The sequence below is a fragment of the Streptomyces sp. NPDC058877 genome (assembly GCF_042742855.1).
GTDB lineage: Bacteria > Actinomycetota > Actinomycetes > Streptomycetales > Streptomycetaceae > Streptomyces.
In genome coordinates this window covers 1-14,235 of sequence record NZ_JBHYMF010000177.1, presented here as the reverse complement: position 1 = coordinate 14,235, position 14,235 = coordinate 1, and the positions used below count along the sequence as shown (strand labels likewise).

The following is a 14,235-nucleotide window of genomic DNA, read 5'->3' as shown; positions in this document are numbered from 1 at the left end:
CGGATGCCCTGCGACGCCGCGTGGCCCGCGGAGCGAGGGCACGTCGCCGATCACCGGGCCCTGGCCGGGGCGTTCCCGTGGGGGCTCCACGGGCAGGAGGCCGGGTCCCGGTGTGCGGGGAGGTCACTTCCGCCGGAGGGCGGGCACCACCTCTCGGAGGTCGGCCTCCGGGATGGTCCCCTCACGGACGAGAAGCGGTCCCGCACCGCTGAGGTCCACGATCGACGAAGAGACGGCACCGGGCGTGCGCCCCCCGTCGAGGTAGACGGCGACCGATTCCCCCAGCATGCCTCGTGCTTCGGCGCACTCCTGGGGGGAGGGCCGGTCGGTCAGGTTGGCGCTGGACACGGCGAGCGGGCCCGTAGCCGAAAGCAGGTCCAACGCCAGGGGGTGGTCGGGCATCCTGACCGCAACCGTGCCGCCGGTCTCGCCGAGGTCCCAGTCCAACGACGCCCGGTGGCGCACCACGAGCGTGAGACCTCCCGGCCAGAACGCCTCGATCAGCGCCTCGGCGGGTTCGGGAAGCTCATCGGTCAGCTGCTGGAGCGCCGCCGGAGAGTCCACCAGCACGGGGGAGGGCTTGTGGCGCCCCCGCCCCTTGGCCGCGAGCAGCGCACCCACGGCCTGCGGGGAGAAGGCATCGGCCGCGACGCCGTAGACGGTGTCGGTGGCGAGCACGACGAGCCCGCCCCGGCGTACGGCGGCGCCGGCCGCCTGGAGGCCGGCGGCCGTCTGCTCCGGGTCGGAGCAGTCGAAGTACGTGCTCATGAGCGCGCTGCGGCCTCTTCGGGCGCTTCCTGCGCGTCCAGGGCCACGCCGCGGGCGGTGACGAGCCGCGCATTGCCCTCGGCGAGGGCGTAGCCGAGACCGACGACGGCGACCTCGCCCGCTTCCACCTGCTGCGACAGCGTCCGGGAACGGTCGAGCAGAAGGTCGACCGTGTGGCGGATGTGCTCGTCGATGATGTCGCTGTCGGCGGTCAGGCCCGCTGCGCGCGCGGCGAGGATGCTGGGGGTGACGCGCTCGACGACGTCCCGCACGAACCCTCCGGTCCTGAGGCCGTGCTCGACCGCTTCGCGGGCTGCTGCGACGGCGCCGCAGGAATCGTGCCCGAGCACGACGACCAGTCGCGCTCCGAGCACACTGGTCGCGTACTCGACGCTGCCCAGCACCTCCGTGCCCAGGACGTGGCCGGCGGTGCGCACGACGAACAGGTCGCCGAGCCCCCGGTCGAAGATGATCTCGGCGGCGAGCCGTGAATCGGAACAGCCGAGGATGACGGCGAAGGGGTCCTGTCCGGGAGCCAGCTGGGAGCGGCGGGCGGCGTCCTGGTTGGGATGGTCGGGCGCGCCGGAGACGAAGCGCTCGTTTCCGGCGAGGAGCGCGTCGAGGGCGACCGTGGGTGAGCTTCTTGGCATGGGCCCACCCTATGGTCTGGCCGCCCGTCCAACGCGGGCGACCCCTCGCCTCGTGTCGGACGCCCCCATCCGCAGGTGGGGCGCTCCCGGGTGCACCCTCCCCGCTGCGCCCGGGTGCCCGGCGGGGAGGGCCGTTGGCTGCAGGCCGACCGGAAGGGAACGGCCGCGCCCCGGGCGGGACCGGCGGCGCGCACGGTGTCCGGCCGGGGTCGCGATCCGTGCTCCAGGCGGTCGTCAGGGCTCGGCGCGTTCGGTGATCCAGCGGGCGGCGAGGGCACCCGACGCCGCGGTGAGGAGGGCGGCGGCGATGACCGTGGCGTTGATGCCGAGGGCGTTCGCGAGAACCCCTGCGACGAGGGCTCCGACGGCGTAACCGACGTCGCGCCAGAAGCGGTAGGCGCCCAGGGCCTTGGTGCGCCAGGAGGGGTGGGTGTGGTCCGCCAGGGAGGCGATGAGGGCGGGGTAGACCATGGCGGTGCCGAGTCCGAGGGCGACGGCGGAGAGGATTCCCGCGAGCAGCGGGCGGTCGAGCAGGGCGAGGGCGAGCACGAAGCCCGCGGCTTGGACGGCCATTCCGGTCACGATGAGGGGTTTGCGACCGATGCGGTCGGCGAGGTGGCCGGTGGGAATCTGCCCGAGGCCCCACAGGAGGGGGTAGAGGCCCTTGATGAGGCCGACGGCTGCGAGGCCGAGTCCGTGGTCGGTGAAGAGCAGGGGGAAGACGCCCCAGGTCAGGCCGTCGTTGAGGTTGTTGACCAGGCCTGCTTGGCTGACGCCGCGCAGGGAGCGGTCGCGCCAGGAGGTACGCGCGAAGATCCGGGCCAGGCCGGTGTCCTCGCCGGCGGGCAGGGGTTCGGCGTGCCGGTCGAGTTCGAGGGCGACGTGCGCGGCGGTGTCCCGTACCACGAGGGTGAGGGCGAGGCCCGCCACCACGAAGACGACCCCGATGAGTTCCGGGACGGGGCGGAGGCCGTAGCCGGTGGCGAGGTAGCCGGTGGCCAGGGCCGTGACGCCGACCGCGGTGTATCCGGCGGCCTCGTTGAGGCCGGTGGCCAGGCCGCGTCGGGCGGGGCCGACGAGGTCGATCTTCATGTTGACGGTCATCGACCAGGTGAGGCCCTGGTTGAGGCCGAGCAGGACGTTCGCGGCGACGATCCAGCCCCAGGACGGCGCCCAGGCCAGGACGAAGGGGACGGGAGCCCCGATCAGCCATCCGGCGAGGAGGAGTTGTCTGCGGCGGAAGCGGGCCGTCAGCGCTCCGGCTGCCAGGTTGGTGACCGCTTTGGTCAGACCGAAGGCGACGATGAAGGAGAAGACCGCCAGATCGCTGGTGAGGCCGAAGGTGTCGGTGCCGATGAGCGGAACGGTGGTGCGCTCCAGGCCCACCAGGCCGCCCACGGCAGCACTGACGATGACGAGCAGGGAGAACTGGAGCCGGTTCTCCCGGAGACCGAGGCGCACGGGGCGGCCGGGGGCGCCGGTCGGCGTCGCGATGGTGGGCGTGGCGTTCACGAGCGGTGGTCCTCCATGCCTTTTCGGCCGGGTGGCGGTCGGGTGGTGTGCGCCCGGGCCGGTCAGGGACGTACCCGCGCGGGTGGCGCCCGCGGGCACCTTCCCCGGGAGTCCCTGACTGCAGGGGCACAAGATCACTGACGGCCCATCCATCAGCAGGCGACATACCCGCAGGCCAGAATACCCCTACGGGTATTAATCGCAAGCCTCGAAGCAGCCACCTCCTTCCCTTCCTCAATACCCATGGGGGTATTTGACTTCCCGACGACGCCCCTTTACCGTCGAGTACGTAAATACCCGGGGGGGTATCAAAGCAAGGGATGCCTCGATGCGTGAAGTGAATCTGGACGTTTTCGCTGCCGAGCTCGCCCACGGAGCGTTCGTCATCGACGTCCGCGAAACCGACGAGTACGCGGCCGGCCACGTGCCGGGAGCCCTGAGCACCCCACTGTCGGCCCTCGGTTCCGCCCTCGGCGGTCTGCCGGGCGACCGGCCCGTCTATGTGATCTGCGCCAGCGGCAACCGGAGCCTCTGGGCCGCCGAGCACCTCGCTGCACTCGGGGTGGACGCCGCCTCCGTCGCGGGCGGAACCGCGGGCTGGGTCCGGACCGGACGCCCGCTCGCGCACGGCACGACCGCCCGCGCCGCATGAGCGGCACCCGGATCCGGCCCACCGGGCGGGCAGCCGCCCTGCACCCCCACACCTCTGCACGCCCCTCGGCGTGTGCTCCTCACGAAGGGAATGCCGTGTTCTTCACCCAGTACTACCTCGACTGCCTCTCCCAGGCTTCGTACATGATCGCCGACGAGCGCACGGGGCGAGCGGTGGTCGTCGACCCCCGCCGGGACGTCTCGGAGTACCTGGCCGATGCCGCCGCGCACGGATTCACCGTGGTCGGCGTCATCAACACCCACTTCCACGCCGACTTCGTGGCCGGCCACCTGGAGATGGCGGACGAGACCGGCGCCTGGATCGGTTACGGCCGGAACGCCGAGACCGAGTACCCGATCCGCAAGCTCGCCGAGGGCGAGCGCATCTCCCTCGGCGACGTCACTCTGGAGGTCCTGGAGACCCCGGGACACACCCCGGAGTCGATCAGCGTCCTCGTGTACGAGCGCGCCGAGGACGAAGTGCCGTACGGGGTCCTGACCGGCGACGCACTGTTCATCGGCGACGTCGGCCGTCCCGATCTCCTCGCCTCGGTGGGGGTGACCGCCGAGGAGCTCGGTGCGATGCTCCACGACAGCGTCCAGAACAAGCTGATGGCCCTGCCCGACGAGGTCCGCGTCTTCCCCGCCCATGGCGCCGGCTCGGCCTGCGGCAAGAACCTGTCGACCGAGAAGCAGTCGACCATCGGCGAGCAGCGGGCGACCAACTACGCCTGCGCACCGATGGGGCGCGAGGAGTTCGTCGCGCTCGTCACCGCCGGTCAGTCGGCCGCCCCCGGCTACTTCGCGTACGACGCCGAACTCAACCGCAAGGAGCGCGCCCGCTTCGACGGCTCCGCCCCCCGCCCGCTGGACCTCGCCGAGTTCACCGCGCTGCGGACCGCGGGCGCGATTGTGGTGGACGCCCGCGATCCGCAGGAGTTCGCGGCCGGACACCTGCGGGGCGCGGTGAACGTGCCCGCCGACGGTCGTTTCGCCGAGCAGGCCGGCACCGTCCTCGCCCCGGCCGCCGAGCTGGTCGTCATGGCGCCGCAGAACCGGGAGGAAGAGGTCGTCACCCGTCTCGCCCGGATCGGCTTCGACCGGGTCGTCGGCTATCTGCGCAACCCCGAGGACGCCCTGGAGGCACTGGCCGACGACGTCACCCCCGCGAGTCGAATCACCGCCGCCCACCTGCGCACCGCCCTGGCGGGAGGGCGACCGCCGGTCGTCGTGGACGTCCGCACCTGCGGCGAGCGCGCGGCGAACGGCTTCATCGAGTCCGCCGTGCACATCCCGCTCAGCGAACTCCCGCACCGCGCCCAGGAACTGCCCGCCGACCAGCCCCTGGTACTGCACTGCGCCGGCGGCCACCGCTCCTCCATCGCGGCGAGCCTCCTGCGGCAGCAGGGCTTCCGGGACGTCTCCGACGTCCTCGGCGGATACGCCGCCTGGGCCCTGACGGAACCCTCGACGACCGAACCCCTCGGCGTCTGACCGCACCCCACCGCCTCCGGGCCCCGTGGAACACGGGGCCCACCCCCTCGCCCGCGCCCCCACGGGCCTGAGGGCCCTTCGCGAAACGGAGTCCCATGAACACCGCCCCCTCCCCCACCCTCTCCCCCACCGTGCTGCACCGGCTCGTCCAGGAAGGCCGACCTCCGCGCCTGCTCGACGTGCGCACACCGGGCGAGTTCCGGACGGCGCACATCCCGGGCTCGTACAACGTGCCCCTGGGCACCCTGCGCGAGCACCGCACCGAGCTCCTGACCCACCTGGACGAGGACGTCGTGCTCGTCTGCCGCTCCGGGACCCGCGCCACCCAGGCCGAAAGGGCCCTGGCCGAGGCGGGCCTGCCGAACCTCCGGGTCCTGGAGGGCGGGATAACTGCCTGGGAAACGGCCGGAGCACCCCTCAACCGGGGTCCCGAGCGCTGGGACATGGAGCGCCAGGTCCGGCTCGTGGCCGGCTCGATCGTCCTGGCCACCGGCCTCGTCGGAGTCTTCGTCCCGGGCGCCCACCTCATCGGCACCGCGATCGGCGCCGGCCTGACCTACGCGGCCCTCAGCAACTCCTGCGCCATGGGCGTCATGCTCTCCAAGCTGCCGTACAACCGCGGCCCGCGCCCCGACATCCGCACCGTGATCGCGGAGCTGCGGAGCACCTCGTGACCGCCCTGGTCATCGCGGCGTCCCTGCTCGTGGGCGTCAGCCTCGGCGTCCTCGGCGGCGGCGGCTCGATCCTGACCGTGCCGATCCTGGTCTACCTGGCCGGGCAGGACACCAAGGAGGCGATCGCCACCTCGCTCTTCGTGGTCGGCGTCACCAGCCTCGCCGCGCTCGTCCCCCACGCACGGGCCCACCGGGTCCGCTGGCGGACCGGACTGCTCTTCGGCGCCTTCAGCATGGTCGGCGCCTACGGTGGCGGACGGCTCGCCGAGTACGTACCGGGCACGTTCCTGCTCGTCTCCTTCGCCCTGATGATGCTGGCAACGGCGGCGGCGATGCTCCGCAAGCCCCGCCCCGGCCGGGAGAAGGCACGGCGGGTCCATGCCGACCTGCCCCTGAAGCACATCGCGGTGGAAGGGCTCGTCGTGGGCGCGGTGACGGGCCTGGTCGGCTCCGGCGGCGGCTTCCTCGTCGTCCCCGCACTCGCCGTCCTCGGGGGGCTGCCGATGGGCGTTGCGGTCGGCACCTCGCTGCTCGTGATCGGCATGAAGTCCTTCGCCGGGCTCGCCGGGCACCTCTCCGGCGTCGAGGTCGATTGGGGCCTGGCCCTGCTCGTCACCGCGGCGGCAGTGGTCGGCAGCCTGGTGGGCGGCCGGCTCGCGGGGCGCATTCCCCAGGACGCGCTGCGCACGGCGTTCGGCTGGTTCGTCGTCGTCATGGGCGTCTTCGTGCTCGCGCAACAGCTCGACGCCTCCCTGTGGACCCGGCCGGCCACGTGGGTCGTACTCGGAACCGCACTGGCCGGCGCGATCTCGGTGCGGGCACGACGGAGCTCCAAACGCCCCCGCCCCTCCGTGACCGACGCAGGCACCATCCCCGTGAAGAGACACGAGGAACATCGCGTAAAGTCCTGATTTATACCCCTTGGGGTATTCTAGAGACAGGGGGCGAAGGAGGATTCCATGCACGTGGACGAAGAATCGGTACGGCCCGTCCTGAACCGGCTGCGGCGGGCACAAGGGCAACTGGCCGCAGTGATCACGATGGTCGAGGACGGACGCGACTGCAAGGACGTCGTCACCCAGCTCGCCGCCGTCTCGCGCGCCCTTGACCGCGCCGGGTTCAAGATCGTGGCGAGCGGAATGCGACAGTGCCTCACCGACGAATCCGACGCCCCCGCCATGACCCAGGAGGAGTTGGAGAAGCTCTTCCTCGCCCTCGCCTGAGCCCCTCTCCCCCGCGTCCTCCCGTCCGGCCGGCACCGCCCGTGTGCCGACCGGACGGGACTCTTCCCGTACGGGCTCCGCTCGCGGCGCTCCGCACCGCAGCAGTTTTCAGGAGGAGGGCGTCCCGGCTCCCGTCCCCGAAGGCGGACGCGGTGAACCCGATCGGCCGCACCCCGCCGTTTCTGATCGCCACCGTGCCCTTCGCGCTCGACCTCGGCACCCCGGGCCGGCTCCCACCGGGCACCCGGGGGCACCGCATACACTTCGTTCACCAGCCCGAGGGCCCGACGCACGAGGGCCCCCCACACACCACCGCGGTCGTGGTGCGGGCGTGCTGCACGACCGGTACCGCACACGAGTCAGGAGCCGCAGATGCACGCCTTCGACGTCAAGACGCTGACGGCGGGGCGATGGCACAACGGAGGCGGTGCGACCCGGGAGATCGCCTCGCACCCCGCGGGAGCGAGCGGGTTCGAGTGGCGGGCGAGCTTGGCTGACATCGACCGGGGCGGGCCGTTCTCGCTGTTCCCGGGGGTCGACCGGACCCTCACCCTGGTGGCGGGGGACGGAATGCGACTGTCCTCACCCGGGCTGCGCGCCCCGCTGCTGGCACGCACGGGTGAACCGCTCGCGTTCCCCGGTGACCTCGCGATCGACGCCGACCTTCCCGACGGCGCGTGCCGGGCGCTCAACATCATGGTGCGGCGGGGGCGGTGGACCGCCCGGGTGCAGCAGGTCAACGCCCGCGTGGCGCCGCCCCTCGGTCACGCCGGGGTGCTCCACGTCCTACGCGGCCACTGGCGGACCGGTGACGGCACGAACGTCCTCGCCCCCGGTCAGGGCCTGTGGTGGCACGCGGACGAAAAGGCTCCGAACCACGCGGCAGCACCGCTCTCGGCGGACGCCACGGCCTTGTGGGCGGATCTCGTACCCTCCGGTTCTGCCCGGTCTGCGTGCGGGTGACGACACCCCGGCCCACGGGGATGCGGGCCCAACGGCACGGCGACGGGCCGCCGATGGAGAATCCACGTGCGCCGGTCGATCGATCGGGGAGATGCTGTGCGCATGCGCCACACGACCTCCCGGACGCCGCAGGAACGAGCCCTTGAGCACGTCACGGAGCTGGCGTCGGGTCCTCCGGTGGACCCGGGCCTGCGGGTGACCCTCAACTTCCATCCGGACCGCTTGCTGGCTGACAGACCCCTCATGGACGCCATGGCGGAGGAGGGCTTCTACCGCTCCCAGTTCGTCACCGGAACCAGCAACGGCGGACTGACCGCACACCCCGGTGGCGACCGGTGGCGCTGGGAGAGTCGGATCTTCAACGGGGCGTACGACGGAGCGGCCGCCCACGAGCGTCCCGTCTACGGGGCCCTGAACTTTCGCCGGAAGCCGGTCGGCGCGGCACCGCGGTTCGGCTCGGCCCACTTCCGGCTGACGGCAGAAACGCTGGTGCGAACCACCTTCTGCTACCCGGACAGCTCCTCGGAGCCCTCGGGCTTCGGTGTCGCGGACCGCCTCGGGCTCATCGAGCTCGCGCTCGCCGACCGCCGGGACGAACTCGACGACTACGTCGAGGCGCAGGTGCACGGCCCGGTACGACCGGACCGCCATGCGGAGGCCCTGGTCCTGGATCCCTGCTACCGGGGCACGGCGGTCGAGGCCGCGGCCCAGCGACTTGGCTGCCCCGTCGAGTGGCACTCCGGTTTCCGACTCGAGGTGGAGGAACTCCGCCGTCACCCCGACTACCGCGGCCAGGAATACGTCGACCTGGGCACCCGGATCGCCGTCGACCACGTGCTCGATCCCCGCATCGTCGGGGATGCCGCACGGAGCGGCCTCCACGACCCCCAGGCCGTCAAGAAGGTGTGGCACTACCTCGCGCGGTTCGGAGCGTGCCGCACGGCCCCGGACGGATCGGCGGGACCGGCGCCGGCGGAGGAAGCCGCATCCGACGGCCCTCGCTGAAGAGCCGGTACGGACGTGCGGACTCGCTCTTCCCCGTCCTTCCGGGCACGCCGCCCCACCCGTCCGCCCCCGGAGGGCGATCGGCCGGGGGGCTCCGGGGACCCGTCCGGGGTTCGCCTCCTCCCGCTCCGGACGAACCGGCGCGCCCCGTGGCGCGGATCGCCCTCGTCGTGGAGGCCCGGTGAGGGCCGTTGGACTGCGGCTCCCCTCCGCTTTCGGTCACGGTGGAGGAACCTTCCGGTCCCCGGTCAAAGGACCTTCCCGAACCGCAGGGGCGGGCCATCGGCCCCTTCAGGCGCCGTTCGGGCCGGACGTGTCGTGCAGGCGGCGCGCCTGCGCGTCGTAGTCGCGGAGGACGTTCTTGAGCTGGTCCAGCGACTCCTCGGGAATGTCGGGGGGAGCGGACTCGGCCACGAATCGAGCGGCGGCCACCAGTGCCGCGAACTCGAAGGGGTGGGCCGTCGCACGCAGGATGCCGGGCCTCGCCCACTCAAGCCGCACGGGTCAACCCTTCGACGACAGGTAGGCCTTGATCTCTCCGAGTTCCCGCTCGAAGTCGTCGTAGTCCTCGCGGATGCCGTTCAGGTAACCGCTCCAGCCGAGGCTGTTCTTGGCGTAGTGGACTGCTTCCTGGATCTCTTCGTCCGTGGCGCCGAACAGTTTCGCGGCCTCGGTGTGGAAGAGCGTGCAGTAGCGGCACTTCGTCTCCGAGTGCAGCGCGATCCCGATCAGCTCCTTGTACTTGTTCGGAATCAGCGTCTCGCCCAGCTCCAGCTTCTTGAAGATCTCCCACTCGTGGTCCAGCAGGTCATCGGGGATGCGGGAGAAGAAGTGGGGAACGAGCCCCAGCGTCTCCTTGATCTCCGCCTCGACTTCGCTCCGCGTGCGGCCCGCCATGGTGACCACTCCTCTCGGCCTCGCGAAACACACCCCCTCCTTCCACGCTAGAACAGGCCCGTGGGCACTGCGACTCCTGCCCGTGCGACTTCGCCGCACCACCCTGACGGGAGGCCGCACGGGCGCGCCGCCGATCGATACGGAGGGCGGGGCCCCGCCCTCCGTAGACGTCGAAGCCCGGTCCGCGGGTCGACGGCGGGGCGGGCCGTGGGGCGGGCACCCTCCGCCGCGCCCCGTGCCGTCAGCGTGACGGTGGCGCCGGGAGCTCCCGGGGCTTCCTCGGTGCCGACACGGCGATGGTCCGTGCCCTCGCCCTCTCACCCGTGCACCCCGCACGTCCCATCGGGGCTCCACCTGCCCGAGCCCACGACCGCCGGGACTTCAGCCGAGTCGCTCGGCCAGCCCGACGATGATGCCCTCGGGACCGCGCACGTAGCAGAGCCGGTACGCGTCTTCGTACCGCACCACTTCGCCGATGGGCTCCCCGCCCTGGGGGCGGAGCCGGGCGAGCACCTCGTCGAGGTCGTCGACGGCGAACATGACGCGACGGATTCCCCTTGCGTTCACCGGCGGGTTCGGTGGCTCGCCGCCGGCCGCCTCCGGCGTGTGGAACTTCGCCAGTTCGATGCGGCCGGGACCGTCCGGGACGCGCAGCATGGCGATCTCCTGCCGGACGCCGGTCAGTCCGATCACGCGCTCGACCCATTCGCCCTCGACCGGCATCCGTCCCTCCACCTCCATTCCGAGTTCGACGAAGAAGGAGAGGACGGCGTCGAGGTCGTCGACGACGAAGAGGACGTTGTCCATGCGTTGAATCGCCATGCGGTTCTCCCGGGCGCGACGGTGCCATGGGGCCGCGTCCGCCCCTGCCCTCGGGGCATCGGGCCGTTGCCGCCATCCTTCCCCACCCGGCCCCGTGGCCCCCGCAACGCGGCGGGGTCCGTCCTCCGCGGGCCGTTCGGCCATCTGCAGCGTGCGGGGAGCGCCGCGGGCGCGAAAACCCCCGGCTCGCCGACGAGCGATCGGGTGGGGCGCCGCCCGTGCCCTGGGCACCATGACGCGCTCACCGCTCTGACCAGCAATTTTCCCTCCAGGGAGGGGGTCCCTCATGGGGCTTCATTGATGCGCCTCTGACTGCGCCGGGCGCGCCTCTTGTCGGGGTTACAGCGCTGAGCGCTCGCTGGATCAAGTGAATACGAGTGGCAGTGTGTTGGTCTGGTTATGCGATCGGGCACCTTCCTGCCAACGGCGGTTCTCACCGTTGAGAGGGACACGCAATGACGAGTCACGCTACCGAAGTTGAACTGGAAGACGTTCTCCACCAAGCACTCCGCGCGACGGGTTCGGACGCGCGGTGGGCGGTCGACACCGACGAGATGTGGTGCCGGGTCTCCTCCCCCTCCGGGGTGCAACGCGCTCAGGGGTGGAAGCTGCACCTGTCGGCAACGGCCGCCTCGGCGCCCGAGGTCCTGAAGAGGGCGCTGGGGGTCTTGCTGGCAGGAGGGTCGGGGTTCAAGTTCGCCCGGTCCCTGGAGCAGGTGAGCGCCCTCAACTCTCGCGCCACGCCGCGAGGGAGCTCGGGCAAGTTCATCACCGTCTACCCGTGCTCCGATGCCGAGGCGGCCGAGCTCGCCCGGGACCTGCACCAGGCCACCGCGGGGCTCGCGGGGCCGCGGATCCTGTCCGACCAGCCGTACGCGGTGCAGAGCCTGGTGCACTACCGCTACGGGGCGTTCGTCGGACGGCGACGGTTGTCGGAGGACGGCCTCCTGGTGTGGTTCATCGAGGATCCCGACGGCAACCCCGTGGAGGACAAGCGCACCGGGCAGTACGCTCCGCCGTCTTGGGCCGTCTCCCCGTTCCCCGCCGTGGCGCCCGTGGCACCGCGCAACGAGAAGAAGGCGGCCGGACCGGTCGTGCTCGGCGGTCGCTTCGCGGTGCGGGAGGCGATCCGGCAGACGAACAAGGGCGGCGTGTACCGCGGCAGCGACGTCCCCACCGGCGCGGGCGTGGTGATCAAGGAAGCCCGGCCGCACGTGGAGGGCGACGCATCCGGCGGTGACGTCCGGGACTGGCTGCGCGCCGAGGCACGAACGCTGGACCGGCTCAAGGGCTCGGGGCTGGCCCCGGAGTCGCTGGCCCTGTTCGAGCACGGCCAGCACCTGTTCCTGGCCCAGGAGGAGGTGCCGGGAGTGACCTTACGCACCTGGGTCGCCGAGCACTTCCGCGATGCGGACGGTGAGCGTTACCGCGTCGACGCCCTGGCACAGGTGGCACGCCTGGTGGACCTCGTCGCGGCGGCGCACGCCCACGGCCTGGTCCTGAGGGACTTCACTCCGGGCAACGTCATGGTCCGTCCGGACGGCGAGCTGCGCCTCATCGACCTGGAGCTCGCCGTCCTCCAGGACGAGGCCGCCCTGCCGACCCGGGTGGGAACGCCCGGCTTCAGCGCCCCCGAACGCCTGGTCGACGCACCCGTCCGTCCGACGGCCGACTACTACAGTCTCGGCGCCACCGCGTGCTTCGTACTGGCGGGGAAGGTCCCGAACCTCTTGCCGGAGGAGCCCGCCGAAAGGGCGGAGGAGGAGCGACTGGCGTCCTGGCTGACGGCCTGCGCCGGACCGCTCCGGCTGTCGGACGGCGTGGTGGAGATGCTGCTGGGGCTGATGCGGGACGACCCGGCCGCGCGGTGGGACCCGCACAGGGCCCGCGAGGTCCTGCGGAAGGAGGCTCCGGCGGTGCGGCCCCGCGTCGTCACCGTGGAGGTGCCGGGTGCCGAGGGTCGCACGGACGCCCACTCGATACGGGACGCCGACGCACAGGAGGAACAGGCACAGGACGCACTGGTGGCCGGCGTGGTGGAGCACCTCGTCGAATCGATGGATCCATCGGACGACCGGAGGCTGTGGCCGGTGTCCACGAGGGCCGGCGAGACCGACCCGTGCACCGTGCAGCAGGGTGCGGCCGGGGTGCTGGCCGTCCTGACGCGGTACTTCGAGCACACCGGGGACCCCCGCCTGCCCGAGCTGATCGCCACCGCCGGTCGTTGGATCGCGGACCGCGCCGGTACCGGTTCCACGCGCCCCGGCTTGCACTTCGGTGCCGGTGGAACCGCCTGGGCGCTCTATGACGCGGGGCGCGCCATCGACGACCGCAGGCTGATCGACCACGCCCTGGACCTGGCCCTCGCACCCCAGCAGGTGACGCCCCACTACGACGTCACCCACGGCTCGGCGGGCAGCGGGCTCGCCGCCCTGCACCTGTGGCAGCGCACCGGGGACGCCCGCTTCGCCGAACTGGTCGTCGCCGCGGCCGACCGGCTGGCCTCCGCCGTCGACCCGGCGGCGACCGGAGTGGGGTGGCCCGTGCCGGGGGAAGCGGCGTCCTCCGACCCCCCGGAGGGCGGGAAGCGGTATCTCGGCTTCGCACACGGAACGGCCGGCATCGGCTGCTTCCTCCTCGGTGCCACGGCCGTCTCGCAGCGCGCCGAGCACATGGAGCTGGCCGTCAGGGCCGGTGAGCAACTGGTCACCGACGCCGTCCGCTCCGGCGAAGCCGCCCAGTGGCCCGCCCAGTCCGGAGACGTGCCCACTGCCGCGTACTGGTGCCACGGCGCGGCCGGAATCGGGAGCTTCCTCGTCCGCCTGTGGCAGGCGACCGGGGACGACAGATTCGGCGATCTGGCCCGACGCAGTACGCACGCCGTCGCCGAGCGCTCGTCCCGTGCTGCACTGGCCCAGTGCCACGGGCTGGCGGGGAACGGTGACTTCCTCCTCGACATGGCCGAGGCCACCGGTGACCCGACCTACCGGGCGCTGGCGGCCGAGGTGGCCCGCCTCGTCCGGACCGAAGGCGCCCGGCGACGTGGTCACATCGTCTTCCCCACCGAGTACGGGGACGTCTCCACCAGTTGGAGCGACGGGTCCGCCGGCATCCTGGCCTTCCTCCTGCGGCTCCGTCACTCCGGCCCCCGACACTGGATGGTCCGGGCGACGGCCTGAACCGCGGACGTCCCTTCACCGACGGGGCCCGCCCGATGTGTTCCCCACGCGCTCGACGCCCCTGTGCGGGAACCCCGCGCCCCACCGGAACAACGGATCCGCAGGATGTCCTGCCCTCCTGCGGATCCGTCCCACAGACCCCCGGCACCGGCCCGTCCGGATACCGGGTCAAGCGGCGGAAATCGTTCTGCCGCCATCTCAGAGAAGAAGGAGAAATCCCATGGAGAACAAGGACATCGAGCTGCTCGCCCACCTCCACGCTCTTCCGGAGACCGACCCGGTCGGCGTCGACGGCGCGCCGTTCGCCGCGACGTGCGAGTGCGTCGGCCTGCTGACCCTCCTCAACACCGTCTGCATCGGCATCAGCTGCGCGTAAGACCCCCAGCACCATCCGGCC

General features: G+C 72.0%; 15 protein-coding genes. 9 read left to right on the top strand and 6 right to left on the bottom strand.

The window, feature by feature from the left end; genetic code table 11:
• Window positions 1-123: 123 nt before the first annotated feature.
• The 3 genes from ACFW2Y_RS29035 to ACFW2Y_RS29025 form a co-directional block, all read right to left on the bottom strand.
• Window positions 124-768 (bottom strand): L-threonylcarbamoyladenylate synthase, encoded by a 645-nt coding sequence (locus ACFW2Y_RS29035; protein WP_384885110.1) that lies wholly within the window; start codon window positions 766-768, stop codon window positions 124-126.
• Complete coding sequence (locus ACFW2Y_RS29030) at window positions 765-1,418, bottom strand: carbonic anhydrase (RefSeq protein ID WP_384885109.1); 654 nt, start codon at window positions 1,416-1,418, stop codon at window positions 765-767. The genes ACFW2Y_RS29035 and ACFW2Y_RS29030 overlap by 4 nt, the downstream gene beginning before the upstream one ends.
• Before the next feature lie 234 nt (window positions 1,419-1,652).
• A complete protein-coding gene (locus ACFW2Y_RS29025) occupies window positions 1,653-2,930 on the bottom strand; it encodes an MFS transporter (RefSeq protein WP_384885107.1) in 1,278 nt (425 codons plus the stop codon).
• 328 nt (window positions 2,931-3,258) lie between these two features.
• Between ACFW2Y_RS29025 and ACFW2Y_RS29020 the strand changes: the two genes are divergently transcribed.
• From ACFW2Y_RS29020 to ACFW2Y_RS28990, 7 genes are all read left to right on the top strand, one after another.
• On the top strand, window positions 3,259-3,582 hold the full coding sequence (locus ACFW2Y_RS29020; RefSeq protein ID WP_384885105.1) for a rhodanese-like domain-containing protein: 324 nt from the start codon (window positions 3,259-3,261) through the stop codon (window positions 3,580-3,582).
• Window positions 3,583-3,677: 95 nt separating this feature from the next.
• Window positions 3,678-5,075 (top strand): rhodanese-like domain-containing protein, encoded by a 1,398-nt coding sequence (locus tag ACFW2Y_RS29015; RefSeq protein ID WP_384885103.1) that lies wholly within the window; start codon window positions 3,678-3,680, stop codon window positions 5,073-5,075.
• A gap of 95 nt (window positions 5,076-5,170) precedes the next feature.
• On the top strand, window positions 5,171-5,749 hold the full coding sequence (locus ACFW2Y_RS29010; RefSeq protein WP_384885102.1) for a rhodanese-like domain-containing protein: 579 nt from the start codon (window positions 5,171-5,173) through the stop codon (window positions 5,747-5,749).
• Entirely contained in the window at window positions 5,746-6,660 is a 915-nt protein-coding gene (locus ACFW2Y_RS29005) for a sulfite exporter TauE/SafE family protein (protein WP_384885100.1), read from the top strand. The genes ACFW2Y_RS29010 and ACFW2Y_RS29005 overlap by 4 nt, the downstream gene beginning before the upstream one ends.
• Before the next feature lie 48 nt (window positions 6,661-6,708).
• Window positions 6,709-6,972, top strand: coding sequence for a metal-sensitive transcriptional regulator (locus tag ACFW2Y_RS29000; protein ID WP_384885098.1), 264 nt, complete (start codon window positions 6,709-6,711; stop codon window positions 6,970-6,972).
• 372 nt (window positions 6,973-7,344) lie between these two features.
• Window positions 7,345-7,935 (top strand): HutD family protein, encoded by a 591-nt coding sequence (locus ACFW2Y_RS28995; RefSeq protein ID WP_384885097.1) that lies wholly within the window; start codon window positions 7,345-7,347, stop codon window positions 7,933-7,935.
• Window positions 7,936-8,037: 102 nt separating this feature from the next.
• Window positions 8,038-8,940: a DUF3626 domain-containing protein gene (locus ACFW2Y_RS28990; protein ID WP_384885095.1), complete on the top strand. Its 903-nt coding sequence runs from the start codon at window positions 8,038-8,040 to the stop codon at window positions 8,938-8,940.
• 291 nt (window positions 8,941-9,231) lie between these two features.
• On the opposite strand, the gene ACFW2Y_RS28985 is transcribed toward ACFW2Y_RS28990, so the two are convergent.
• The 3 genes from ACFW2Y_RS28985 to ACFW2Y_RS28975 form a co-directional block, all read right to left on the bottom strand.
• Complete coding sequence (locus ACFW2Y_RS28985) at window positions 9,232-9,441, bottom strand: hypothetical protein (RefSeq protein WP_384885093.1); 210 nt, start codon at window positions 9,439-9,441, stop codon at window positions 9,232-9,234.
• Window positions 9,442-9,444: 3 nt separating this feature from the next.
• Entirely contained in the window at window positions 9,445-9,837 is a 393-nt protein-coding gene (locus ACFW2Y_RS28980) for a carboxymuconolactone decarboxylase family protein (RefSeq protein ID WP_384885091.1), read from the bottom strand.
• Between the two features lie 381 nt (window positions 9,838-10,218).
• On the bottom strand, window positions 10,219-10,659 hold the full coding sequence (locus ACFW2Y_RS28975) for a VOC family protein (RefSeq protein WP_384885090.1): 441 nt from the start codon (window positions 10,657-10,659) through the stop codon (window positions 10,219-10,221).
• Between the two features lie 455 nt (window positions 10,660-11,114).
• On the opposite strand from ACFW2Y_RS28975, the gene lanL reads away from it, so the two are divergent.
• Complete coding sequence (lanL, locus tag ACFW2Y_RS28970; protein WP_384885088.1) at window positions 11,115-13,838, top strand: class IV lanthionine synthetase LanL; 2,724 nt, start codon at window positions 11,115-11,117, stop codon at window positions 13,836-13,838.
• Window positions 13,839-14,058: 220 nt separating this feature from the next.
• Entirely contained in the window at window positions 14,059-14,214 is a 156-nt protein-coding gene (locus tag ACFW2Y_RS28965) for a VenA family class IV lanthipeptide (RefSeq protein WP_384885086.1), read from the top strand.
• Window positions 14,215-14,235 lie beyond the last annotated feature (21 nt).